Annotated in this window: 18 protein-coding genes; 8 read left to right on the forward strand and 10 right to left on the reverse strand. The window is 43.4% G+C overall.

What is annotated here, in order from left to right; translation table 11 throughout:
* Positions 1-2: 2 nt before the first annotated feature.
* Complete coding sequence (locus PSM36_RS02090; RefSeq protein WP_076929706.1) at positions 3-956, forward strand: IS1595 family transposase; 954 nt, start codon at positions 3-5, stop codon at positions 954-956.
* On the opposite strand, the gene PSM36_RS02095 is transcribed toward PSM36_RS02090, so the two are convergent.
* The 5 genes from PSM36_RS02095 to PSM36_RS02120 all read right to left on the reverse strand — a co-directional run bounded on the left by PSM36_RS02095 (position 957) and on the right by PSM36_RS02120 (position 6,011).
* A complete protein-coding gene (locus tag PSM36_RS02095) occupies positions 957-1,205 on the reverse strand; it encodes a hypothetical protein (protein WP_076928574.1) in 249 nt (82 codons plus the stop codon). It abuts the gene before it with no gap.
* Positions 1,206-1,914: 709 nt separating this feature from the next.
* Positions 1,915-3,099, reverse strand: coding sequence for an ATP-binding protein (locus PSM36_RS02105; RefSeq protein WP_076928576.1), 1,185 nt, complete (start codon positions 3,097-3,099; stop codon positions 1,915-1,917).
* A 156-nt stretch (positions 3,100-3,255) separates the two neighbouring features.
* The gene (locus PSM36_RS02110; protein ID WP_083710892.1) at positions 3,256-4,578 is read right to left on the reverse strand and encodes an outer membrane beta-barrel protein; all 1,323 of its coding nucleotides are present in this window, start codon (positions 4,576-4,578) and stop codon (positions 3,256-3,258) included.
* Positions 4,579-4,585: 7 nt separating this feature from the next.
* Entirely contained in the window at positions 4,586-5,077 is a 492-nt protein-coding gene (locus PSM36_RS02115) for an RNA polymerase sigma factor (protein WP_317042227.1), read from the reverse strand.
* 196 nt (positions 5,078-5,273) lie between these two features.
* A complete protein-coding gene (locus PSM36_RS02120; RefSeq protein WP_076928579.1) occupies positions 5,274-6,011 on the reverse strand; it encodes a NigD1/NigD2 family lipoprotein in 738 nt (245 codons plus the stop codon).
* Positions 6,012-6,881: 870 nt separating this feature from the next.
* On the opposite strand from PSM36_RS02120, the gene PSM36_RS02125 reads away from it, so the two are divergent.
* Entirely contained in the window at positions 6,882-8,078 is a 1,197-nt protein-coding gene (locus PSM36_RS02125) for a pyridoxal phosphate-dependent aminotransferase (protein ID WP_076928580.1), read from the forward strand.
* Between the two features lie 117 nt (positions 8,079-8,195).
* On the opposite strand, the gene PSM36_RS02130 is transcribed toward PSM36_RS02125, so the two are convergent.
* The 4 genes from PSM36_RS02130 to PSM36_RS02145 all read right to left on the reverse strand — a co-directional run bounded on the left by PSM36_RS02130 (position 8,196) and on the right by PSM36_RS02145 (position 14,746).
* Complete coding sequence (locus tag PSM36_RS02130; RefSeq protein ID WP_076928581.1) at positions 8,196-9,056, reverse strand: endonuclease/exonuclease/phosphatase family protein; 861 nt, start codon at positions 9,054-9,056, stop codon at positions 8,196-8,198.
* 236 nt (positions 9,057-9,292) lie between these two features.
* Positions 9,293-11,047 carry a RagB/SusD family nutrient uptake outer membrane protein gene (locus tag PSM36_RS02135; RefSeq protein WP_076928582.1) on the reverse strand — a complete coding sequence of 585 codons (1,755 nt, stop codon included), beginning with the start codon at positions 11,045-11,047 and terminating at the stop codon, positions 9,293-9,295.
* 11 nt (positions 11,048-11,058) lie between these two features.
* A complete protein-coding gene (locus PSM36_RS02140; protein WP_076928583.1) occupies positions 11,059-14,298 on the reverse strand; it encodes a SusC/RagA family TonB-linked outer membrane protein in 3,240 nt (1,079 codons plus the stop codon).
* A gap of 256 nt (positions 14,299-14,554) precedes the next feature.
* On the reverse strand, positions 14,555-14,746 hold the full coding sequence (locus PSM36_RS02145; protein WP_076931991.1) for a helix-turn-helix domain-containing protein: 192 nt from the start codon (positions 14,744-14,746) through the stop codon (positions 14,555-14,557).
* A 109-nt stretch (positions 14,747-14,855) separates the two neighbouring features.
* On the opposite strand from PSM36_RS02145, the gene PSM36_RS02150 reads away from it, so the two are divergent.
* The gene (locus PSM36_RS02150) at positions 14,856-15,272 is read left to right on the forward strand and encodes a hypothetical protein (RefSeq protein WP_076928584.1); all 417 of its coding nucleotides are present in this window, start codon (positions 14,856-14,858) and stop codon (positions 15,270-15,272) included.
* Between the two features lie 46 nt (positions 15,273-15,318).
* On the opposite strand, the gene PSM36_RS02155 is transcribed toward PSM36_RS02150, so the two are convergent.
* On the reverse strand, positions 15,319-16,671 hold the full coding sequence (locus tag PSM36_RS02155) for an ATP-binding protein (protein ID WP_076931992.1): 1,353 nt from the start codon (positions 16,669-16,671) through the stop codon (positions 15,319-15,321).
* Positions 16,672-16,890: 219 nt separating this feature from the next.
* Here PSM36_RS02155 and ileS point away from each other — a divergent pair, with 219 nt between their 5' ends.
* The 5 genes from ileS to ppdK all read left to right on the forward strand — a co-directional run bounded on the left by ileS (position 16,891) and on the right by ppdK (position 25,229).
* Positions 16,891-20,307 (forward strand): isoleucine--tRNA ligase, encoded by a 3,417-nt coding sequence (ileS, locus tag PSM36_RS02160; RefSeq protein WP_076928585.1) that lies wholly within the window; start codon positions 16,891-16,893, stop codon positions 20,305-20,307.
* A 50-nt stretch (positions 20,308-20,357) separates the two neighbouring features.
* Positions 20,358-20,738, forward strand: coding sequence for a TraR/DksA family transcriptional regulator (locus tag PSM36_RS02165; protein ID WP_019541227.1), 381 nt, complete (start codon positions 20,358-20,360; stop codon positions 20,736-20,738).
* 98 nt (positions 20,739-20,836) lie between these two features.
* Positions 20,837-21,514 carry a lipoprotein signal peptidase gene (locus tag PSM36_RS02170; RefSeq protein WP_076928586.1) on the forward strand — a complete coding sequence of 226 codons (678 nt, stop codon included), beginning with the start codon at positions 20,837-20,839 and terminating at the stop codon, positions 21,512-21,514.
* A complete protein-coding gene (locus PSM36_RS02175) occupies positions 21,504-22,379 on the forward strand; it encodes a DUF4296 domain-containing protein (protein ID WP_076928587.1) in 876 nt (291 codons plus the stop codon). The genes PSM36_RS02170 and PSM36_RS02175 overlap by 11 nt, the downstream gene beginning before the upstream one ends.
* Positions 22,380-22,508: 129 nt before the next feature.
* Entirely contained in the window at positions 22,509-25,229 is a 2,721-nt protein-coding gene (ppdK, locus tag PSM36_RS02180; RefSeq protein ID WP_076928588.1) for a pyruvate, phosphate dikinase, read from the forward strand.
* Positions 25,230-25,279: the final 50 nt, after the last annotated feature.

Genomic DNA, 25,279 nt, shown 5'->3' on the forward strand with positions numbered 1-25,279 from the left:
CTATGAATATCCTGGATTTTGCTATAAATTACCCCGATGAGGAATCCTGTCGGAAAAAATTCAAAGAACAAAGAGACCAAATGGGAGTAACCTGTCGGCATTGCAATTGTAAAGAACATTATTGGCTGGAAAACAAGCAGGCCTATGAATGCAAGCGTTGTCGCGCACGCCAAACCTTGCGTTCAGGCACCGTCATGCAGCACTCCAACCTGCCTTACCGTTACTGGTTCGTGGCCATGCACCTGCTCACGGCGACCAAGGGCTCCTTTTCCGCGGCGGAGCTGCAGCGCCAGCTGGGGCACAAGCGTTACCAGCCCATATGGGAAATGGTCAATAAACTGCGTGACGTGATGGGCAAACGCGATGATGAGTACACCCTTGAGGGAGCCATCGAGTTGGACGACGCCTTCTTTTCCACCGAAATATCCCTTCAAGAGAGGGACAAACCGTTGAAGCGCGGCCGCGGGAGCCAAAAAAAGACCAAAGTGCTGGTAATGGCTGAAAGCAAAACCGTTGAAAACCCCAAACCGGGTAAGAAACCCAAGAAGGTCAGATACCTGAAGATGAAAGTCATCAACGACTTGAAAGCCGGTACAATTACAAGGAATGTCAAAGAGCACGTTGAAAGCACGGCGGACCTGACCACCGATGACTCAACTTCTTACACTAAATTGAAAGAGCATGTCCATTCACATACGGCATCCGTTATTCCACACGAGGATCTTTCCAATGTGCTGCCCTGGGTCCATACCGCGATCAGCAATGCCAAACGACAGCTCTTGGGCGTGTATTACAAGATAAAACCGGAATACTTGCAATATTATCTCAACCAGTTCTGTTATAAATTCAACAGGCGTTACTTCGGGGAAAACCAGTTTGAAAGACTGTTGATAGCCGCTGTAACGTATGCTCCTGATTTCAAGTCAAGAATTTACAATAGGAACTATTGCGGATAATCATTTTGTTTTATCATCATTGAGATAGATTGCATGTTTGTCTGTATCATGTTTGTCTTCTATGACTAGAATAAAGTCTTTTGATTTACAGACAAATTCAGGAAATCCTACTTTTCCAGTACCTTTTTTTGATGCTGTTTTCAAGGCCTCATGTATTTCTTTTATATCACTTCCGTTAGGGGTGAAATTGATTCCAGAATCGGTTAATAACTTTCCAATAAAGAAATCTGTTTTTCGTTCATTTGCCATATTATTTGGTTCTCTTTATTATCATAAAACAATCTGACTTTTCATCAATCCTATTGAATTGAAAGTCAAGTCCCTTTTTTAACAACCGGCTTTTTGCATTGTGAAATCCTGTATAGTCAGTTCCTACAATACGAAATTTCCGAACATCTCCAACAGAGAAGTCCTTTAGAGTTTCAATGTAGCTCTTTACTGTAAGAATTTCAGATACTTTCACAATAAATAAATTATCAATGATAATTCAAAGATATATTAATAATAATACTCTTGCAAATTTTGTGAATGATATTGTGAATTAAAGATTGGATTAAGCCGATTCTGTTGTAGGTGATCAGGTACTAGGAGAGAGTAAGCCCGTTTTTTAGTGCAAGGTGCAAGCCATCTATATATAGATACTTGCACCTTGCACCAAACTTAAAACATTATTCCATAGGTATTTGTAAATTAAAAAAATAGGAGTAACTTTGAACCTGAGTATTATGGTGACAAAGCTAAGATAGGAGCAATCATTAAGAATGCGCTCTTAGCCGTACCCCATAGATCCAATGAAAGAAATAAAATATTGAATTTGAATAGGTTGGGTAGCAGGGTTCGAATCCCCCCGCTTCCGCTGAAATACAAAGCCAAAAGGCGACAAAAATCAGACAAGGCCTACAAGTTCAATGACTTGTAGGCCTTGTCTGATTTTTAATTGCCATCTTTTCTTTATAAATCAAAATAACTCTTTTGGATTTATTTTCAAAAACTCATCATAAGGAAGCCCTCCAGTTCCAACAAGTAAGACTTTTTCCGGATGAAATTTTCCTGTAAATATTCCCATACCTGCATTATCGGCTTTCATACCACTTTTTACCTCAAGTCCAATCACTTTATCTCCTTTTTCCAAAACAAAATCGACTTCGTAATTACCATCCCGCCAATAGTAAAGATTATATCTTTCAGAAATGGAATGATTAATCAAATGTGCTCCAACAGAAGATTCGACAAGTCGCCCCCATAGTTCCGGATGAATGATCGCTTTCTCATAAGTATCATTACCTTGAGAAGTAATCAAAGCATTATTATAGACTTGAAACTTTGGGCTTGAGCCTCGTTTACGGATTATGTCTCCGGCATATTTATCTAAACCTCCCAATAGGCCACAATCTGATAAAAGCTTTAGGTAATTTGCCAGCGTAGTTGTATTGCCTGCATCCTGAAGTTGGCCTAATATCTTTGTATAAGAAAGAATTTGGCCCGAATATAGAGAGCCAAGTTCAAACAAACGTTTCAGTAAGGCAGGTTTATCTACTCTTGTCAGCATTAATATGTCTTTGGAAATACTGGTTTCTACAAGAGAATCTCTTATATAGTTCTTCCAACGTTGTTCATCATTAATTAAGGATGCTGATCCCGGATATCCTCCAAAATAAACATATTGCTCTATGCTCCACCCAAAAGCTTCTTGCATCTCTACATATGACCAGTGTCTCAAATACAATGCTTCAAACCGTCCGGCTAAAGATTCTGTTAATCCTTTCTGAATTAATAAGCGAGAAGAACCAAGAATAATTACTTTGATATTGGTGTTTTCACGAGTGTCTTTGTCCCATTGTTGTTTGATGACTTCGCTCCAGTTATCTATTTTTTGTATTTCATCAATAACCAATAGAAATTCTGTTGCACCAGATGCTTTCATTTGCAATCTGGCTGATTCCCATACTTGTGCAATCCACGTTGGATTTGTTGCTGAGATAGCATCCGCAGATTCAAATAGATTGGAAATGGATAATTGGGATAAGAGTTGGGTAACCATCGTTGTTTTACCCACCTGACGAGGGCCTAAAATGACTTGAATGAACTTTCTGGGTTCTTCAATTCTTGCTTTAATTGACTTTAAATAAGGTCTTTCAAACATGTGTTGTAAATTTACTCAATATAGTTAGCAAATTTACTCAATACATTTGATTGCGCAAAAAGTTCTTTCTAATATTTTTTAGTGCGAGGTTCGAATCCTCCGCTTCCATGAAACATGTAATACATTGTAGGAGAATAGTTTACAGGGAGTTCTTGTTTATTTGCCCAATGAAAAACGGAGACCCACCCTAAGATTAACGTTCACCGGCTTCTCCTTGTATATTGTTTCAACTTCACTTCCATTCTTAAAATAATATATCACACCCGGTTCTACATACAATCCTATCTTTGAAAAAAGATTATATTCTACACCCACCGAGGTATTGAACGACCATTGCAACTGGTCTATGGATATATTATCTTTTTCGGTGGATTCAAGTTTATCATTAACGACATAATCCGTGCTTAATTTGCCGGAAACGTTCTTTTCTACCATTCCTCCTCCTGATACATAGATTGATACATTCCTGACCTTCCAGAGATTATAATTAATGCTCAGAGGGATACCAATATTGTGCAGGGTTTGTTCACTGATATAATAATGACTGTCACTGCCCGACCGGAGTTGCGAGGATAGTATGGTATAGGTTAATCCACTTGTAAGACTCCATTTTTCGTCTAAATTATACTTTATGGAAGCTCCCATTGTCACGGGCTGCCTGTGTTTCGCCTCAGTATAGACCGTACTCTGTTTATTTGCATCAACAATTCCTTCATGCGGATATTTTACTAAAAGAGGCACCACATCATCTTTTCCCATAGAAACCTCTTCGGCCAGAAAACTTCTATAACCATTGTATGTCTTTGAAGGGCCTGATGAGGTATTTGAGGCGTAAAGACTTGTCTGCCACCTTGCCGGTTTGTTCCGCCGTGTAGTTATCGGATGATGGATATCGGGTTCAGGCGTATGATAATCGTGATGCTGGTCTCTTGATACAGCGTATTTATCGGTAGCTTTTTCCTCTATACCGGCTCCTTCTTCGGGATGTTCGCTTTGGTCTCCACTGTCAGGCTCGTCCTCTTCCTTATCACTAAAGAAATCATCCATTTTTCTTTCTACAGATGCTGTAGAAGCCAATGCTGTGAAGGTTATGGTATGGTTGTCAGGGGCAAGCGACTCACGGTGGCCTTCTTCCGGGAGAAGAATCTCCTCGTTATCGTGGTCTATGGAGAGATTGCTCCCCGGCTTGTGTCCCACTTCCGGTCTCTGGGAAATTGCAGGAGAGTGCAGGGTGTCTTCTTTCAGGAAGAGATTCCCGACAAAAAGTAGGATTAACAGGATGGCGGCTATCGCACCGATTCTTTTGGCCCACAACAGTGCCTTTTTTTGTCCTGATGGAAATTGAACAGGGTGTCCTTCCGTCCGGAAAGGGAGTTCTCTGGCTGCGATCCGTTCAATATCCTCCCATAACCCGTCCGGAGAAGGTTCTTCATGAGCTTCCATCCTTTTGCGCAGATTATCCGACCACTGACTATTCATGACTTCATTATTTTAAAGACCTGTACTCATTAATCTGCTTTGCTAAAAAACTTTTAGCCCTGTGCAACTGTGATGCCGAGGTATTTTCCGTAATATTCAATATCGATGCAATTTCTTTATGGCTTTTCTCTTCGAAAATATACAAGTTGAACACTGTCCTGTATCCCGCCGGAAGGGCTCGGATCATCTCCAATATAGCGGATGCCGGAATTTGTTCAAAATCAGCTTCTTCTTCACTGATATCTGGTAAATCCCATATCGGGCTATTGATGACATTCAATTTCTCATTTTTTTTGAGAAACTTTAATGATTCATTGACCACTATACGGCTGCTCCATGCCTTTAGAGATCCCACTCCCTTATATTTAAAATTGGCTATTGATTTGAATATTTTTATAAAACTTTCCTGTAGAACATCCTTTACATCGTCCGTGTTAGAGATATAACGAGAGCATACTGTGGTAAGATACCCAGAATAATTATTATAGAACTCTTTCATAGCAATGATATCGCCCGATAAGATCTTTCTCAGTAGCTCTTGCTCCTTATCTTTCTCCTCTAACATTGACATCAAAAAACTTTCTAAACCAGAGGTTGTACCATTTTACAAAGGTACAACCTCATAATTATTCTGCCTGTAAAAAAACTTTTTATTTTACAGGCACAGATATCCCGTTTTTTGTCTTTATCGTTACCTATTTTATATTAATCTCACTCCTGTTGTATGTTGTTGCTGATTGGACGGGCGATGAAGCTTGGGAGTTATAGTCAAATTCTACAGACTTCTCTCCGCTGAATGAATTCCATTTCAACTTCAATTTCACTGTTTCGCCTTCCGTATCAGGCAATCTATCCAGTTTGAATGCTACCAAAGCATCTCCCATTGTTCCATGTACATCACCAGAGGCATTATGCCTGAATTCCACTTCATACGGTTTCTCGGGATCCGGGCTTTCAACAAGATTGACATAATGGATCTTTGTCGGATCTCCTCCCCATAAGGTCCTGAAACGCAAGGTTAGATAACCGTCCTCGACAATCGTTACCCAATCGTTGATGATCTCCACCGGATCATTTCCATATACAGAATTATTTTCATCACCCAAATCAGGAACCATCGGTTTTGTCCGAATGCTGTCAATCCAGTTCACATGCACTGCTTTGCTATATATTCCACTGGGTTCATCGACTTCTTTGTAGTTCACCAAGGCACGGACCTCTTTGGAATCGAAGGGATGTTTCGTCAGGTTTACAGGCAGTAGCGTTGTGTTATCATCCAATTGCAGATACACAGAGTTATCGTCGATCAGTTTGACTGTCACAAGCGCATTTGGCCAGTAAGTGTTTTCCGAATCATCCTTCAGACATGACTGAAATAAAAGGAGGAAACAAAGAAGACCTCCTGTCAATAAAAGTGGTTTTGTAATCTTCATAACTTTAATATTGATAAATTGTTATACATCTTATATTTCTCTCGTTCTATAAATACTAAATCCCGGAAACAAGGAAACCTTGCATCAGGATAATTTATTTAACAAAATTTACCAACAAATTTCCATCATGATCCGTCCCTCTGGATATGCCGGGATTTTATCAGTATCCCATACAAATTGAATTGTTCATTAAAATTAGGCATTTTCTCGCAATGACATAGTCCAAGCAAGCTTGTCTTCTGTTCATATTGCTTAACGAAAATGTTGTATTAAAATATCTTTGTGATAGACTAATTCTATCTCATTATGCAAAAATCTATCAAAAATATGTTGTATAACATGTTTTTTGTTGTATCTTTGTGTCGATTTAAATGGCAAGCGAGTTATTTGAAATCACTTTTAGGTTATCAATTAATTTACTGACAAGGGCTTCTTGTAACTTGTGAACGGTTGCCGATAAATCATAACTTTTAAATGAAAGGAAAATTATGACTATCAAAAGCCTAACTAAAGAAGAAATTCTGTCTCAGATAAAATATCTGGAGCAGAACATCTCAAACGGGTCTGCTGCATACCGTGCAAACAGGGTGAACAGGCTTAGGAGTTTGAGAGCCGGCTTGCGTATGGCGAGCTGATGAAAAGGACTGGTGTCTGAAGCTGAGTAATCCGAAAAGGGATTACGAAAGCTTTGATTTAAGAAACTAATTGAATAAAATATATAGTAAGGCTGTTTTATACAGCCTTTTTTGCTTTTTGTAAAGCAGTGCGATTGTATTATAATCATTTATATAGGAAATCGTCTATTGAAATAATATTTTTATATATCTTTGCCTCCGTTATCTAACAAAAAGTCTAAATTTATTACAATTTATGAAGGATTTATTATCAGTCAGACTGACCGCCCTATCGCCTTCTGAAACGTTCGCGATGGCACAAAAGAGCAATGAACTGAAAGCTCAGGGCATTGATGTGATCAACATGAGTGTGGGGGAACCCGACTTTAATACCCCTAAGCATATAAAGGAGGCGGCCAAGAAAGCGATTGACGATAATTTCTCTTTTTATTCTCCAGTGGCCGGATTTCCCGACCTGAAGAAAGCGATTTGCGAAAAGCTGCAAGCCGAAAATGAGCTGGAATATACTCCTGCTCAAATTGTAGTCTCCGGTGGAGCAAAACAGTCGTTGTGTAATGTTATCCTTTCTATTGTGGACAAGGGTGAAGAGGTGATTATTCCCGCACCTTACTGGGTGAGTTATCCGGAGATGGTAAAACTTGCGGAAGGAACACCGGTCTTCGTTTATGCCGGAATTGAGCAGAATTTTAAAATCACTCCGCAGCAACTGGAAGAAGCTATCACTCCGAAGACCAAAGCGCTGATCCTCTGTTCTCCGTCGAATCCGACCGGAAGTGTATATACCAAAGAAGAATTAGCTGCATTAGCCGGTGTACTGGAAAAATATCCACAAGTGTATGTGATTGCCGACGAGATATATGAACATATCAACTATATTGGACAACATGAGTCGATCGCGCAGTTCAGTACTGTTCGTGACCGGGTGGTAGTGATAAACGGTGTGTCGAAAGGATATGCCATGACTGGATGGCGTATAGGATGGATTGCCGCACCGCAGTGGATCGCATCGGCTTGCAGTATGTTGCAGGGGCAATATACATCGGGCCCGTCTTCAATCTCTCAAAAAGCAGCCCTGGCAGCCTATACCGGAGATCAATCCTGCGTGGGAGAGATGCGGATAGCTTTTGAAAGGAGAAGGAACCTTATCGTAGAGTTACTGGGACAGATTCCCGGATTGAAAGTGAACAGCCCGATGGGTGCTTTCTATATTTTCCCTGATTGCTCAAGCTATTTGGGGCGGTCGTATAACGGAAAAACAATACAGACAGCTACAGATCTGGCAATGTATATACTGGAAGAGGCTCACGTGGCTTGTGTCGGGGGGGATGCATTCGGCGCACCCGGATGCATTCGTTTGTCGTATGCCACTTCCGATGAGAGCATTACCGAGGCGATAGCACGTATCAAAAAGGCGTTGGGAAAGTTATCGTAAAGATTCAGACCATTTAGATCTTTACAATATGCTTATAGATTAAAACCCGGTTGATTTTATTCAAACCGGGTTTTAAATCTTATTGTATGATTTGCAAGTGTACCTTGGTCAAGCCTCTTACATCTTTGCCTGAATTACTACCGGAAAGTGGTCGGAAGGAAACCGTCCGTATGGCCTGTCGTTGAGTACCCCGTATTTTTTGACTGTGATGCCGGAGCTGACCCAGATATAATCGATCCGGCTATTTGAAGGTGCGTCCGGTCTGAAGGCGTTGAAAGTGCCTTCTGTCCCGTAAGGCGGTTCCCCGGTTACAAGGTAGGAGTCGTTAAGTTTACCTGCATTATAAATGGTTTGAATAGGTTCATCGTCAGGGGTGGCGTTAAAGTCGCCGGTAGCGAATACCGGGCTGTCTCCCGTAATTTGCCCGATCTTTTCTATCAGTAACAGCGAAGAATTCTTGCGTGCCACTTTTCCTTCGTGGTCGTAGTGTGAGTTGAAAACGAAAAATTCCTTTCCCGATACCTGGTCTTTGAATTTTGCCCATGAGCAGATGCGGTTGCAGCAGGTGGCATCCCATCCTTTTCCCGGCACCTCAGGTGTTTCGGAGAACCAGAAATCACCATTGTCAAGCAATTCCAAACGATCTTTTTTGTAGATGATGGCCGAATGCTCACCGGCATCTTTACCGTCATCACGCCCGGCTCCCACATAGGTATAGCCGTTCAATTCAAGAATATCATCAAGTTGATGCTTAAATCCTTCCTGAGTGCCGATAATGTCAAGATCGTGGAATCTGATCAGGCCTTTCACCATCTCTTTCCTGTTCGGCCAGGCATTCTCACCATCGTTTGGGGTGTCCATCCTCAGGTTGAACGATGCTACTCTCAGGTTGCATTCTTCCCCACTATTGTTATTCGTGCAGGCTGCTGCTATTATTGTCATAAGAGACAAACCTAAAATAAATACTGTTTTTTTCATTTTTTTCCGTTGATTATATGTGTATGTAATGTTTTTCCTGACAAATCTTTCTGCCGTACATTTATCCTGGAGTCTACCGTGATGTCGAGGTAGGTCTCATCGTCATTGATAAGCACCTGTACCGATGGAGAGACTCGGTAAATGTTTTAAAGCCCGAAATTACATTTTCCGATCAAGAAAAACAAGCAAGCCTGTGAAAATAATTGACAGGCTTGCTTGAGATACCGGTGACAATACTATTCCCATCCGGGATTTTGTCCCAGATTGGGATTTTTCAGTAAATCCGCCTCAGGGATTGGGTATAGGTACTTTTTATCCAACCACTCTCTTGCTCCCGGATTCCAGATAATTTCTCCGGAAGTGCCATTCGATAAAATCCTGCTGCCAACCCCGGCGGAGGTGACATCAACAAAAACTGAGGCTTGCGAAGAGGAAGGCCGTTCTCCCCGGTAAAAACAGACATCCATTATGCCGTCTTCGTTCAGGTCATAATCGCCCAATGCAGGCACATACATTCCATTCATGGGAGCTTCGGCAAATAATTCGCCTAAACGCCATCTGATCAGGTCGTCGGGTCTTAACCCTTCCGTGATCATTTCCACGGCGCGTTCGCGGAGCACCTCCAATAAAACCGGATCAGTGAATTTACCATCATAAAACTCAATCATATAAGGATCGGCTGTCGAAGGTTTTTGAGTGAGTGTCGCCCCTTGTATCCCGGCACGAGCTCTTAAAGAGCCGATCGTTGATGCCCACTGGGCATCTGTCATCGTACCCAGTTCGGCTAAAGCTTCCGCTTTATTCAGGAGGATCTCGGCATAACGGAATATGAGGTGTGCGTTCTCATTCCGGCTTTCATCGTCATACGGGAATCGCTCGTCGTAACATCCTTTTATGATTTGGTAACCTGTATATGCCTGCTCCAGATTAGGAGGAGCAATGATCGGTACTCCGTTTTCGGTACGGTGGTAATCCCCGATCCGGATGGTTTGACCGAGACGCAGATCCCTGTTTTTTACCTCTTCTGTAAATGGGGTTGTTCTATAATCAGGATCGCTTGTAAAGGGAGTACCGTCGATATTCAGATAGGTATTGATAAACCGGCGCGTCAGGGAAGGGCGGTTCCCGTAAGTAGGGCTTATCGTTCTTCTGTTTCTGGAACTGAATACCTGTAAATTTGCGTCCAGAGTAACTGCCAATATCGTTTCATTGCTATTGGGAGTCTTCTGGAGGAACAGATTGCGGTAGGCGTTAGCCCCTTCTATCAAGGAGTAACCCTTGATCTCATCGGCTGTTTTCACCACTTCTTCAAACCAAGTGTTGGCTGTGCCTTCTTTTCCATATTGCGTGTGATACTTCCTGAAAGAAGCTTCATAAAGACAGACGCGTGTCTTGAAGGCTCTCGCCACATCCTTCGTAATGAGAGTGCGGGTAGGCTCCGAGATTGTTGAGATATGCTCTATGGCGTAATTCAGATCTTCCAGTACATACTCCATCACCGCAAACCGGTCATGGCGGGGACCATACAGGGTTTCATCGTCATCAACATCTATCGTGCGGTCAATCCAGGGTACATCTCCGAAACGCTTTATCATTCCAAAATAGAAGTAAGCTCTGAAGAAACGGGCCAATCCCAGGTAATGCTCTTTCTCCGCGACGGAGCTTTGTTCCGTGTTTTCAATAAAATAGTTGATATTCCGTAAGTTACTCCATGACCACCCGCTGCTTGTAGCGGGGCTTAATGCGTTAGGCATGAAACGAGAATCAACATTATTACGCGCGATCAAATCACTGTTATCGTCTATGGCAAAAACACCGTCGTAAGGGGTAGGCAGCATTTCATAAAACGAATTGGAATAAAGTTCCAGACCGCTTGCCGTTTCAAAAATGGCGATGCGCGACGCGGTAGCCTGGGGCAATTCTTCCAGGTCGCAGGCTATAAAGTTCAATATAAAAGAGAAGCTTAAAAATATATAAATATATCGTTTCATTGTACTCTGTTTTAAAAGTTGATAGATAAACCTAAAGAGATTGATTGTAGTGTAGGATAATTGTAACCGTCGCCATCAGTCCGTCTATCATCACTGTTGAGTCCGGTTAGTTGAGTACCGGCACCCCAGATGTTTGTAACATCCGTGTCCCGCGTAATTTTATAGAGAGGCGACCATGTCCATAAGTTTTCCCCGGAGAGGTAAATTTTTATATCATTCGCCTGGATCTTTGAAGAGATACCGGTAGGGAGCGTATATCCGAAATGAAGGTTTTTCAATCTTATATATGCTACATTCTGCAGGTACCGGTCATTGGGAAGGGCTAACTGACCGTTTGCATTCTGAGCGGTATAACCCGATATAAGCGGCAGGTAAGCATCGAAGTTTTGCAGCTCCGGACGGAATTGTTGATCTTCCTGCCAGCGGGGATAAGCGTTGTAAGGACGATTGTATTGTCCCCAAAAGCGAGCTTCTCTGGAAGGATACCACTGCTGTTTACCCACACCCTGAAAGAAGGCCGTCAGGAAAAAGCGATTCCAGTCGGCACCCAGATTAAATCCGTAAACATACCGGGCGGAGTTATTGCCGATAATTGTTTTGTCGCCGGAATCATCCGCGCGGTTCAAACCGTGATAAATCTCATCATCTCCATTGAGATTCCTGAACTTTAAATCACCTACATAATTTCTTCGGGTATTGTGAGCCAGGATATTGGATTGAGAGGGTGAATTGGCAATCTCCTCTTCCGATTGGAACAGGCCTTCTACCCGGTATCCCCATATTTCCCCGATTGTCTGGCCGATATAATAGTCCGTAAGGTTTTTATCGGGATTATAATAGTCTGTGATAACCGACTTCGAGTCTGCCAATGTTGCCCTGACACTGTAGTTGAACGGCTTTCCTCCCAGTATGAATCTGTCTGTCCAGTGTAAGGATATTTCCCAGCCTGTGGTCTCCAGTGCTCCGTAGTTGCCTTTGGGGACGCTGGTACCGAAAATAGCAGGCACGCTGGGTCCCACGGTATACATGTCATCCGTCCATCGTCTGTAAATATCGCCGGTAAATGATAAGCGGTTGTTTAACGCGTTTATATCCAATCCTATGTTTCCCGTCGTGGCAGTCTCCCATGTCAGGGAATTAGGTATCACCCCGGGCTGGGCGGTACGTTGAGGACGTGTATCCCCTAGTATCCTCCCGGATTGGCTGATCCCGAAATTTTCCGTAAATGTATAAGGACTGATCGATCCGTTACCTAATGAACCGTAAGATATCCTGAATTTTACATTTGAAATTGCATTTGGATCCACTTGCCAGAAAGATTCTTCCGATAATCTCCATCCGGCAGATATGGAAGGAAAGAAAGCCCATTGCTGGTTGCTGGGGAATTTTGATGAACCGTCGTAACGACCGTTTACCTCCAGCAGGTAGCGCTCCATAAAATTATAATTTATCCGGAAGAAGCTGCCTGCAATCCGCCATTTACTGTATCCGCCTGATGTGGTGATATTATTCCCCAATGCAAGATTAATATCCCTGGCATCTTCGTAAACGATTCCGTTCCGGGTCATGGTCACGTTTTTATATACGGATTGTTCATAGTTGAACCCGGCAAGAAATTCGAAGTTATGTTTTTGCTCAAATGATTTGATATAATTGGCATACACGTTTGTAGCCAGGTAATCCGTTGTGCTGCGACGTTCCTGCAAATCATTGGTGTTGGTTCCGGTATACCCGGTCTGGCCTTCATAACGGCTGTACGGAACCTGTACCCTTACCTGCTGGTGGCCGTACTCCGTATTCTGGAAAGTAAAATCCGCACGCAGCGTTAAGCTTTTATCGAGAAAAACAGCTTCCAATGCGGTTTTATTCTTTATTATGTTCTGATGCAGATCCGCGCCGTTTTTTCCCAGATACCTGTCCCCTAAGGTATACGCGGCAGGAAATGATAAGGTCCCGTCCGGATTGGTAAGCGGTGCCAAAGGATGGGCTTCGTCCGCCATGTTGCGCCATATATTGGATCCTTCACCCACATTGACAGGCTGCCGGTATTTCATAGAGGAATACTCTACATTATTATCGATGTTCAACCATTTGAATATCTGTATGTTGCCTCTCCCTCTCAGATTATACATTGAATACTTATCGGTATTATATTTATACAACCCATCCTCTCCATTATAGCGTCCGCTCAGATAAAATGAAGCAAGATCATTTCCGCCGGACATGGATATGTTGTGATCCTGTGCAAAAAAACTATCCTTGTAAAGCTCTTTGTACCAATCCGTACTATAATAATATTCATATGCGCCCGTAACAGGATTCACTTCAATCCGGGGAAGAGACGGGTCTTCCCACCTTCTTTTGATCTCCTCCAGATAAGCAGGTGAAAATGACATTGTCTTGTTGATGGCAGTGGGCGTATTTCCGTTATCGTTCCAGTTAGCCCACGCATCACTGAATGATTTTGCCCATGGATAGGAATCTGTGATGTTGTCCGGAACCGTTGTAGGCCGTTTGGAGGTGAAATTCCCGGTATAATTCAATGATGTTCTTCCTTTGGATGCTGATTTTGTCGTAATCAGCACTACGCCGAATGCGGCTCTTGCACCGTAGATTGAAGCGGAAGCTGCATCTTTTAACACCGAAACACTTTCAATATCATTCGGGTTGAGCATACGGGGGTCTCCCTCTACGCCATCCACCAGGACCAGGGCGCTGCCTCCCTGACCGATAGAGGTTGTACCACGGACATTGTATGAAGGTGATTGAGTGGGTTTTCCATCGCTTAATTGTATATTTAGATTAGGTATAACACCCACCAACGCCTGGGTCATATTGTTCACCGGCCTGTTTTCAAAAACCTCACTGGTTACCTGTTCTACAGCCCCTGTGAGATTTACTTTTTTTGAAGTTCCGTATCCGACTACCACCACTTCATCCAGAAGTTCCGCATCTTCCTGTAATACCATGTTTAAGACGGATTGCCCATCCCATTGGACTTCCTGTGTAGCAAAGCCAATATATGAAAAAACGATGGTTGCTCCGGAAGGCGCAGACAAGGTGTAATTCCCGTCGATATCGGTAATGGTACCGTTAGTGGTACCCTTTTCTACCACATTCACTCCGATAAGAGGCAGGTTGTTTGCATCCTTAACCGTTCCTCTTAACGTCACGTTTTGCGAATACACCGTACACCAGAATAAAACGCAGGCTGCAAGTAGATTCACACGTAACATGTTTTTTGATGTCATTTGTTTTTCTGTCATGTTGAATAAACTTTTAATAAAATAACTGATTATTGAAATTCGACCGCAAAGAAAGGCTAATAATGTTAAGGACCCGTGAAGAGAAAATGAAGAATAAGTTACTTAACATTCCATTTCTGGAGCGGGATCGAGTGTTTTTTTTGATAAAATTAATCCGTATGTTTTCAATCTCATTGAATTAGATTTTATTATCAATAGAGTATTATTCCATTCGTTTAGATTTTTCTTTGTTGTATTGTTATCAGGTCTCCGTTTTTTCTCCATATTTTGCCGCAGCTGCCTTTACGATCTTTATATAGGTTATCCCTTTTTGGGAACGCAAGGCGCGGCTGACGGTATTCGGATGGATGCCCAGCGTCAGGGCGACTTCTTTTTTCCAGCCGTGCGGCAAAAGCAGGGGTAATTTAGGCGGCGGTAATTTTTTTGCTTCCATATTCTTAGATTTTTTACAATTATATCTACCTTTGAAGACGTGGTGAGTATTCACACTGCAAAGATAAAGATAATTATCTATATTGTCCAAATTTTTAAAGATAAAAATCATGACCGATAAGCAAAAAATATTGGAATACCTTAAATATAAAGGAATTAGTAAAAATAAATTTTACCTGAAAACAGGTTTGTCGGTAGGTTTTTTAGACAGTGGAAAGAGCTTGGGTGTGGATAAACTGAGAGAGATATTAGATATTTATCATGATTTGAATCCGGCTTGGTTTCTCCCGGGGGACGCTCCTATGCTTATATCTGATAATGAGTTGAATGAAAAAGAGGAACAATATATCCGACCAATAGATATATCCGATTTGATAAGAAAAATAGAGGAGTTATCCGTTCAATTGGGTGCCCAAATCAATGAAAACAAACATCTCCATGAAACCAACCAGCGCTTGCTTGCGCAAATCGATGATTTAAAAAAGAGCTGTTCTAATGATGTGCAGCATGGTATTGAAGATAAATAATTCTGCCCAGTGGTATAGTGGTTGAAGTCCTATTTGTCCACTGAAGTCAGACTGTTTTTTGTACTTCTTTCAATATTTCTTTGAGTACGCCGATATAATAAAACGGCAGGTTGACCAGTTTGAATTTTTTCCCCTTTTGTGTCGTGACTTTGTCAATTGAAAACGGCTGTGACCAAATCCTTACTGCAATATCGTGCGGCGCTTCTTCCATAAACAAATGTAAGGACCGGAGTTTAGCATTATGTCCTGATTTTACTTCTATGGGGATAACCTGACTGTCATATTGCAATACAAAATCCACTTCCGCATCGGAGTCTTTTTTGTTTCGTACCCAAAAGTTCCGTTGATTCGAAACGCGGTTATCTAAAGCAAGTAGTTCCTGCGCCACAATTTGTTCGGCAATTTTTCCCCGCCACGCGTCTAAAATGTCGGTTGCCCCAAACACTTCTTTTTGCACATTTGCAGCATAATTTACCAGACCGCAATCGAGCCAGAATAATTTCGGCGAGCGTTTCAAATTTTTTGTTATGGGGACAACCGTATCGGTTGTCGGATGGCAAAGTTCCAGGACAAAGGTTTTTTCCAATGTGCGAAACGCTTCTCCCATTTCACGTGCCTTATACGAGGATCCGGCAAAACCTCCTAAAGTAATGCGTTCTGCGGTAAATTTCCATCCCGCTTGTAAAATGTGGCGGACAGTTTGACTCATTGTATCGTTTCGGGCATATTTTTCAACATCATCACGATAACTTGTCAGTAAACTTTCATAAATGCTGTTCAGGCCAACAAAATTCTTGTTTGCGGCATAGTCTGCAATTACTTCAGGCATGCCGCCGATAAGTGTGAAAGTGTTGAACAAATTTATTGTTTTAGCATGTAATGCTTCGGGTATTTGACCGTCAGGCAAGGCTTTTTCAAGTTGCGTTTCGCCGATAGCCCTCAGAAATTCGTTGAAAACGCAGGGGCGGACAGCCAAATATTCTACCCGTCCGACAGGAAAAGATGCTTTTTTGTTCAACATCGTTTCCAATAGTGAACCCGCTGCTATCACATATAAATCAGGTATTTTTGCCTCATAAAAATAACGGAGTTTAGTGATGGCCCTGTTTGAATTTTGAATTTCGTCAATAAACAGAAGCGTTTTGCCCGGTTTGTTTTCCTTGTTGCAAAAAAGGAAAATTTCAGCCATAAGATTGTCAATTTCCTGTTCTTTTTCGAACAAAGCCATTGTGCTCGGATTTTTTTCAAAATTCAAATACAGGTAATTTGTGAAATTCTTCGAAAAACAGTCCACAAGCGTAGTTTTGCCAACTTGACGAGATCCTCTTAATATCAATGGTTTGTGGTTCGATTTTGCAGCCCATTTCTCTAATTCTGCAATAATATTTCGTTCAAACATAGCTTCAATATTTCTGCAAATATAATATTTTGTGTCAAATCGGGGGTAGAAAATGGTAATATTTGTATCAAATCGGGGGTGTAAATTGTTGAATTTTGTATCAAATCGGGGGTGTAAATTGCAGAAATAAGTTTTTTTTGTACCGGGTTTCAATTGCCGTTTCTCAATTTATTGTTACCTTTGCACCTTAATTTTTGTGTGGTATAAATTTCATTGACAATGAATAAGAAATTTCCGGAATACAGCCATTTAGACCTCTCGGCAATAAACAGGGAGATGTTGAAAGCCTGGGATGAAAAAGAGGTTTTCAGGAAAAGTCTGGAGACGCGGGAGGGACATACGCCGTTTGTATTTTACGAAGGGCCGCCCTCGGCTAACGGGATGCCGGGCATCCATCATGTGATTGCACGTTCCATTAAAGATATTTTCTGTCGTTATAAAACCATGAAAGGTTTTCTGGTCAACCGGAAAGCAGGGTGGGATACGCACGGGTTACCCGTGGAATTAGGTGTGGAGAAATCGCTGGGAATTACCAAGGAGGATATCGGTAAAAAAATATCGGTCGAAGAGTACAATGCGGCGTGCCGTACCGAAGTAATGAAATATACCCGGGAGTGGGAAGACCTTACCCGGAAGATGGGATACTGGGTGGATATGAACGATCCCTATATCACTTATGACAACCGTTATATCGAAACCCTGTGGTATCTCCTGAAAGATTTATACGAAAAAGGATATCTCTATAAGGGATACACCATACAACCATACTCGCCCGCGGCCGGTACAGGCCTCAGTACACATGAACTGAATCAGCCGGGGTGTTACCGCGATGTAAAAGATACGACCTGTACGGCTCAGTTCTTAATAAAGAATCCGCTGCCGGAGTGGACTGAATTCGGGGAGCCGTTCTTCCTGGCATGGACCACTACGCCCTGGACTCTGCCCTCCAACGTACTGCTCGCTGTAGGACCCAAGATCGATTATGTAGCGGTGCAGACCTATAATCCTTACAGCGGCAGGCCGATGACTGCCGTGCTGGCTAAAAACCTGCTGAATACCTATTTCCCCGCGAAAAACGCTGAACTTTCGTGGGATGATTATAAGCTGGGCGACAAGAATATTCCTTTCCGTGTAATTGATAAGGAGTGGAAAGGCGCTGAACTGGCCGGTATAGCTTATGAACAGCTTATTCCCTGGGTGAAAGTGTCGGACAACGGTTTGAAAGTGGTGACGGGTGATTTCGTAACCACGGAAGACGGTACAGGTATCGTACATATAGCCCCTACTTTTGGTGCGGACGACGCGAAAGTAGGAAAGGAGAATGATGTGCCCGGATTAACCCTTACCGACAAAGAAGGGAATCTTCGCCCCATGGTTGACCTCACCGGGAAATATTTCCGTATTGAAGACCTCGATCCCGGATTTGTGCGGCATAATGTAAATACAGAACTATACGGTGAATATGCCGGCCGGTATGTGAAAAATGCCTATGACGATTCGCTTACCGATGAGGATGCTACGCTCGATGTGGATCTCTCGGTCATGTTGAAACAGCAGAACCGCGCATTCCGTATAGAAAAACAGGTGCACAACTACCCGCACTGCTGGCGGACCGATAAACCGGTATTGTATTATCCGCTGGATAGCTGGTTTATCCGTACGACGGCATGTCGCGATAAGATGATAGAACTTAATAACACCATCAACTGGAAGCCGCAATCTACCGGTACCGGACGTTTCGGGAAATGGCTCGAGAACCTGCAGGACTGGAATCTGAGCCGCAGCCGCTATTGGGGTACGCCCCTTCCGGTATGGCGCACCGAGGATGGTAAAGAGGAGAAATGCATCGGTTCCGTAAAGGAATTGTTTGGAGAGATACGCAAGGCAATGGATGCCGGTGTGATGAAAGAGTTGCCTTGGAGTGGCCTGAATCTGGAAGAAGGCCAGGGGGCGGACTATGATAAGATAGATTTGCATCGTCCCTATGTGGATGATATCGTGCTGTTGTCCGATAGCGGCAAACCGATGAAGCGTGAGACGGACCTGATCGACGTATGGTTCGACAGTGGTGCCATGCCTTTTGCGCAGGTATTTTATCCCCATATTGCAGAAGATGATTTTCAAAAAATATTTCCTGCCGATTTTATTGCGGAGGGAGTAGACCAGACACGCGGATGGTTCTATACCCTGCACGCCATCGCTTCAATGGTAAAAGGAAGCGTAGCTTTTAAAAATGTGGTGTCCAACGGGTTGGTGCTCGATAAGAACGGCAATAAAATGTCGAAGCGGCTGGGTAACGCGGTAGATCCGTTTGAAACGATAGAACGGCATGGTTCCGACCCGTTACGCTGGTATATGATCACCAATGCTGCTCCATGGGAGAATCTGAAATTCGATATAGAAGGAGTGGAAGAGGCACGTCGTAAATTTTTCGGGACACTCTATAACACTTATTCATTCTTTGTATTATATGCCAACGTGGATGATTTCCACGATCAATATCAGCGGATCGCCCTCGATGAACGGCCCGAAATCGACCGTTGGATTTTGTCGATGTTACATTCGCTGATAAAAGAGGTCGATCAAAGTTATGAGGCATACGAACCCACCAAAGCGGGACGTGCTATTGCAGATTTCGTGAACGATCATCTCAGCAACTGGTATGTACGCCTCAATCGTAAACGTTTCTGGGGAGGAGAGATGACCGATGATAAGTTGTCGGCCTACCAGACGCTGTACCAATGTCTGGTGACCGTGGCAAAGCTGATGGCACCTATCGCTCCCTTTTATGCTGACCGGCTCTATCTCGATCTGACTTCAGCAACAGATAGTGAGCAGTTTGAATCGGTACATCTGGCTGATTTTCCATTGTGGGACGATTCGCTTATCGATAAGCAACTCGAAGAACAGATGTATCTTGCCCAGACTGCTTCGTCCATTGTACTCTCGTTACGCCGTAAGGTGAATATCAAGGTGCGCCAGCCGCTCTCCAAGATTATGATCCCCGTCGTAGATGAGCAGCAGAAAAGAAATATCCAGGCTGTAGAGTCGTTGATCCTCAGTGAGGTGAATGTGAAAGAGTTGCAGTTTGTCGATACGGCAAGCGAGATATTAGTGAAACGGGTGAAGCCCGATTTCAAGAAACTGGGCCCACGCTACGGGAAAATAATGAAGCAGCTTGCCCCGAGAATACAGGGCATGACACCCCAAGAGATCCAGGAACTGGAAAAGAACGGTCGCTTCGGTTTAACTATAGAAGGACAGGAAGCGTTGGTGACACTCGATGATGTGGAGATCATCTCAGAAGATATCCCGGGATGGCTGGTGGCTAACGAAGGATGGCTGATGGTGGCACTGGATGTCACCCTTACGGCTGAACTCAAAGAAGAGGGGATCGCCCGCGAATTGGTGAACAGGATACAAAACCTGCGCAAAGCGAAGGAATTCGAAATTACTGATAGGATCAATGTCAGGATTTCGTCCAATCCTGCTTTTGATGATGCTGTTACCCATAATGCCGCTTATATTAAAAATCAGGTGCTGGCCGATGAGATCATCATGGTGAGCGGACCGCTTGAAGATGTGATAGAGATTGATGATGAAACGCTCACTATCAGCATTGTAAGAAACAGTTGAGAATTATGTGATTTATGCCTATATTTGCAAAAAATAAATAATGAACTATTATGAGCGAAAAGACGAGATATTCAGACGAGGAATTGGAAGAATTCCGTGCTATCATTAATGAGAAATTGCAGATAGCCAAACAGGAGTATGAAAATTACCGTGCTGCCGTCACCAATGCCGACGGAAACGATACGGTGGATACTTCCCCTACCTATAAAGTGTTGGAAGAAGGTGCGTCTACCCTCTCCAAAGAAGAAGCGGGAAGGCTGGCACAACGTCAGATGAAGTTTATCCAGAATCTTCAGGCTGCCATGGTACGCATTGAGAACGGAACTTATGGCATATGTCGTGAAACCGGCAAGCTGATCCCGAAAGAACGTCTTCGTGCCGTACCCCATGCCACATTGAGTATTGAAGCTAAATCGCAAAAGAAGAAATAATCACTTTCCCGATGAAGATGTGGGCGGTACTTGTGAAAGTAGGAAGAAGGGTGAAGCTCTTCTCAGGCTTTCTGTGCCCGTAAAACAAAGAAAAGCGCATGAAGAATAGTATACGAAATAGATGGATTGCCATTGCCGTTGTTGTGGCGGTGCTCCTTGTCGATCAACTTTCTAAAATATGGGTGAAAACACATATGGGTCTGTATGATGCCATTGATGTTTTCGACTGGTTTAAGATCTATTTTGTAGAGAATAACGGGATGGCATTCGGTATTGAGGCGGGAGGAAAATTGTTTCTCTCGCTTTTCCGTATCATTGCCGTGGTTTTTATTGTCATTTATTTGTCGCGGCTGATAAAGCAGAATTACGGAGCCGGATTTATTGCCTGTGTGGCGCTGATCCTTGCCGGAGCTTCGGGAAATATTATTGATAGTATCTTTTATGGTGTTATCTTTGAAGCCAGTTATCCGGGACATGTCGCCTCCTTTGTTCCCTGGGGAGAAGGATACGCTTCACTGTTGCACGGGAGAGTGGTAGACATGTTCTACTTTCCCTTGATCAGTGGTACATACCCCGATTGGATCCCTTTTCTGGGGGGAGAGGAATTCCTTTTCTTCCGGTTCATATTTAATATTGCCGATTCGGCTATTACTGTGGGGGTTATCCTGATACTACTTTTTTACAGAAGAACATTATCCTATTCATTGCTCTCGAAAGTTGAGCGTGAAAAACTGGAAAACGAGAAACAAGATCAGCAAATCAGAAGTGAAGAGTAAAAAGAGTGTTGCATATTTTTTTCTGTTCATTCTGTTAGGTGGACTGGCCTATTCCTGTCAGAATCGCCCCAAGGAGGTGTTGAACAGGAAGCAGATGGAGCGGCTGATGTATGACGTGTATATCGCCGAGGCAACTATGGAAAACGACTACCAGAATTTCAACACTCCCGAAAAGAAAGAAGCATATATCAATAAGGTATTCCAGGCACATAGGACTACCCAGGCACAATGGGATACCTCATTATCGTGGTATTCCGATAGGATTGATCTTTATCTGAAAATGAACGATTCAGTAAAGGCCCGTTTGCAGCGGAACCGGCAGCAGATTGATGCTATGGTGGCACAACAGAATCAGGGGCAGCAGGTCGATCCCGCACTACTGCCACCCTCTTACCTGCCTCCTGTTTATATATTCTCGATGCCCGACACAAAAAGAGGATTCAGGTTTCATTTCGACTCCTCTGAAATTTCCTCAAGAGTTGCCGGAGATGATTTTGTGTTTAGATTCAGTGCAGTCGGAATTTCACCAAACTTATCCCCTTCCCTTATATCATTGCTTACAATGGTTTATTCAGATACTACCATCTATCGGTTTCAGGAAATAAGGGAAAATAAAGTATATGAACTTTCCGGATCAAAATATATTCCGGGAGATACTATCACCGAAATAAGGGGTTTTGTACACCTGCAGGATCCGACGGGTTTAATGCCTCATATTCAGATATATGATGTATTTTTTGGAGGTAAACAATCCGCTTTTTTAGAAACAGATACTTTAACGGCAGGGTTGGATACTCTGGACGGAGAACCGTTAAATCCTGATTCTGCGAGGCTTCCAGTCCCGGATTCCATACAAGAGATATAATATAATACCCTATAGAGAAAAGTAATATGTCATAATGATTTATATTTTAGATAAATTGCTATATTTGCCGGATTATAATAAAAATAATAATAAAATTTTAACATTTACTTGTCATAACTTAATATCAAAATGAAAAAAAAGAGAGTTTATACCTTTGGAAACGGTGCAGCTGAAGGGCGGGCAGATATGAAAAACCTGCTTGGCGGGAAGGGTGCGAATCTTGCAGAAATGAATTTAATTGGCGTTCCCGTTCCTCCGGGTTTCACTATTACTACTGAAGTCTGTACGGAATATAACGAATTGGGTAGAGATTATGTGGTAGGTCTCCTGAAGGAGGAAGTTGAGCAAGCAGTAGCCCAGATTGAAGAGTTGACAGGAACAAAGTTCGGAGACAAGGAGAACCCCTGTCTGGTATCTGTCCGTTCCGGCTCGCGTGTATCCATGCCCGGAATGATGGACACCGTGTTAAATCTTGGCCTGAATGATGATGCCGTGGAGGGAATTGCCAAAAAGTCGGGTAATGAGCGTTTTGCCTGGGATTCCTATCGCCGTTTCGTGCAGATGTATGGGGATGTGGTATTGGGAATGAAACCCCAAAGCAAAGAAGATATTGATCCTTTCGAAGAGATTATGGATGAGGTGAAGGAATCCAAAGGAATAGAACTGGATACCGATCTTACCACCGATGACCTGAAAGAACTTGTGAAAAGATTCAAGACGGCCGTAAAGGAAAATACCGGTAATGATTTTCCGGTAGATCCCTGGGATCAGTTGTGGGGAGCTGTTTGTGCCGTCTTCGATAGTTGGATGAACGAACGTGCGATCCTCTATCGTAAGATGAACAATATCCCTGAAGAGTGGGGTACCGCTGTCAATGTGCAGGCAATGGTGTATGGTAATATGGGTAAGACCTCCGGTACAGGAGTTGCTTTCACCCGCGATGCTGCTACCGGGGAAGATATCTTCAACGGTGAGTATCTGATCGATGCCCAGGGCGAAGATGTGGTTGCCGGAGTACGCACACCTCAGCAGATTACTATCGAGGGGTCCCGTCGTTGGGCAAAACTGCAGGGTATTTCAGAAGAGGAGCGTGCTGCAAAATATCCTTCACTCGAAGAAGCGCTTCCCGAATGTGCAAAGGAATTAATTGAAGTTCAGCAGAAACTGGAGGACTATTTCAAGGATATGCAAGACCTTGAGTTCACCATCCAGGACGGAAAACTCTGGTTATTGCAGACCCGTAGTGGAAAACGTACCGGTGCTGCGATGGTGAAAATCGCTATTGATATGCTCCACCAGGGATATATTGATGAAAAAACTGCACTGAAACGGTGTGACGCTGAAAAGTTGGATGAGTTGCTCCATCCTGTTTTCGATAAGAAATTGTTAGCTCAGGCAAAACCGCTGACCAATGGTCTGCCTGCTTCCCCGGGAGCTGCTACCGGTCAGGTGGTATTTCATGCCGATGAGGCCGAAGAATGGAGCAAGCAAGGTAAACAAGTAATCCTTTGCCGTATTGAAACATCGCCTGAAGATTTACGCGGTATGGCTACTGCGCAGGGAATCCTTACCGCACGCGGCGGAATGACTTCCCATGCAGCCGTAGTGGCAAGAGGAATGGGTAAATGTTGTGTTTCGGCTGCCAACAATGTGGTGATCAATTATAAAGAACGTACCATGACCATTCACGGCAAGGAACTGAAAGAGGGAGACTGGATATCATTGAACGGTTCCACCGGTCTTGTATATGAAGGTAGAATAGAAACCCAGGATGCTGAACTGGATGCCGATTTTAACGAACTGATGGAGATCGCCGATAAATATGCCCGTATGGATGTGAGAACCAATGCCGACACCCCGCGTGATGCCAAAGTGGCCCGCGATTTTGGAGCTAGAGGTATTGGTTTGTGCCGTACGGAACATATGTTCTTTGAAGAAGATAAGATTATTCCCATGAGGGAGATGATCCTCGCAAAAGATGAAGAGGGACGTAGAAAAGCGCTGGAGAAACTGCTCCCATTGCAGAAAAAGGATTTTGCCGGAATTTTCAGGGCGATGGACGGCCTGCCCGTTACTGTTCGCCTGCTCGATCCGCCATTGCACGAGTTTGTCCCTCACGATGAAAAAGGGCAGATGGAAATGGCCAGGGTAATGGGGATCTCTTACAAAGATATTCACGAACGGGTGGAAGGATTGCTCGAATCAAACCCGATGCTCGGATTGCGTGGTTGCCGCCTTGGAAACCTCTATCCGGAGATCACCGAGATGCAGGCCCGAGCCATAATGGAAGTGGCCATTGAGCTGAAGGAAGAAGGTATTACCGCTTGTCCTGAAATCATGGTTCCCCTCACCGGTATCGTCCATGAGTTCAAAGCCCAGAAAGACATCATCGAAAATACTATCCAAAAAGTATTTGCAGAAAAGAACGATTCGGTAGAGTATAAGATCGGTACGATGATTGAGATACCACGTGCAGCGCTTACGGCGCATAAGATTGCCAGAGAAGCCGATTTCTTCTCATTCGGAACGAACGACCTTACGCAAATGACCTTCGGTTATAGTCGTGACGACGTAGCTAAATTCCTGCCGATGTATCTGGATAAGGGAATCCTGAAACATGATCCGTTTGCGGTACTCGACCAAAATGGAGTGGGACAGCTTGTAAGTATGGCTGTGCAGAAAGGACGTGAAGTCAGACCCACCCTTAAGTGCGGTATTTGTGGAGAGCACGGGGGCGAACCGTCGTCAGTGAAATTCTGCCATACGGTGGGACTGAACTATGTTTCCTGTTCCCCGTTCCGTGTGCCTATAGCACGCTTAGCCGCAGCACAGGCAGCAATCGAAGGATAACTTCAGGTTAGATATTTTGCTATAGAGGCGTCTTGATGGCGCCTCTGTTT

The organism is Proteiniphilum saccharofermentans, from assembly GCF_900095135.1.
Taxonomy (GTDB): Bacteria; Bacteroidota; Bacteroidia; order Bacteroidales; family Dysgonomonadaceae; genus Proteiniphilum; species Proteiniphilum saccharofermentans.

Coding starts and splice junctions, on each gene's coding strand:
- PSM36_RS02115 (WP_317042227.1), bottom strand. CDS start 5,077: ATGAAAGAGTTCTATAATAATTATTCTGGGTATCTTACCACAGTATGC.
- PSM36_RS02125 (WP_076928580.1), top strand. CDS start 6,882: ATGAAGGATTTATTATCAGTCAGACTGACCGCCCTATCGCCTTCTGAA.
- PSM36_RS02120 (WP_076928579.1), bottom strand. CDS start 6,011: ATGAAGATTACAAAACCACTTTTATTGACAGGAGGTCTTCTTTGTTTC.
- PSM36_RS02155 (WP_076931992.1), bottom strand. CDS start 16,671: ATGTTTGAACGAAATATTATTGCAGAATTAGAGAAATGGGCTGCAAAA.
- PSM36_RS02145 (WP_076931991.1), bottom strand. CDS start 14,746: ATGGAAGCAAAAAAATTACCGCCGCCTAAATTACCCCTGCTTTTGCCG.
- PSM36_RS02110 (WP_083710892.1), bottom strand. CDS start 4,578: ATGAATAGTCAGTGGTCGGATAATCTGCGCAAAAGGATGGAAGCTCAT.
- PSM36_RS02140 (WP_076928583.1), bottom strand. CDS start 14,298: ATGACATCAAAAAACATGTTACGTGTGAATCTACTTGCAGCCTGCGTT.
- PSM36_RS02150 (WP_076928584.1), top strand. CDS start 14,856: ATGACCGATAAGCAAAAAATATTGGAATACCTTAAATATAAAGGAATT.
- ileS (WP_076928585.1), top strand. CDS start 16,891: ATGAATAAGAAATTTCCGGAATACAGCCATTTAGACCTCTCGGCAATA.
- ppdK (WP_076928588.1), top strand. CDS start 22,509: ATGAAAAAAAAGAGAGTTTATACCTTTGGAAACGGTGCAGCTGAAGGG.
- PSM36_RS02165 (WP_019541227.1), top strand. CDS start 20,358: ATGAGCGAAAAGACGAGATATTCAGACGAGGAATTGGAAGAATTCCGT.
- PSM36_RS02105 (WP_076928576.1), bottom strand. CDS start 3,099: ATGTTTGAAAGACCTTATTTAAAGTCAATTAAAGCAAGAATTGAAGAA.
- PSM36_RS02170 (WP_076928586.1), top strand. CDS start 20,837: ATGAAGAATAGTATACGAAATAGATGGATTGCCATTGCCGTTGTTGTG.
- PSM36_RS02130 (WP_076928581.1), bottom strand. CDS start 9,056: ATGAAAAAAACAGTATTTATTTTAGGTTTGTCTCTTATGACAATAATA.
- PSM36_RS02135 (WP_076928582.1), bottom strand. CDS start 11,047: ATGAAACGATATATTTATATATTTTTAAGCTTCTCTTTTATATTGAAC.
- PSM36_RS02090 (WP_076929706.1), top strand. CDS start 3: ATGAATATCCTGGATTTTGCTATAAATTACCCCGATGAGGAATCCTGT.
- PSM36_RS02095 (WP_076928574.1), bottom strand. CDS start 1,205: ATGGCAAATGAACGAAAAACAGATTTCTTTATTGGAAAGTTATTAACC.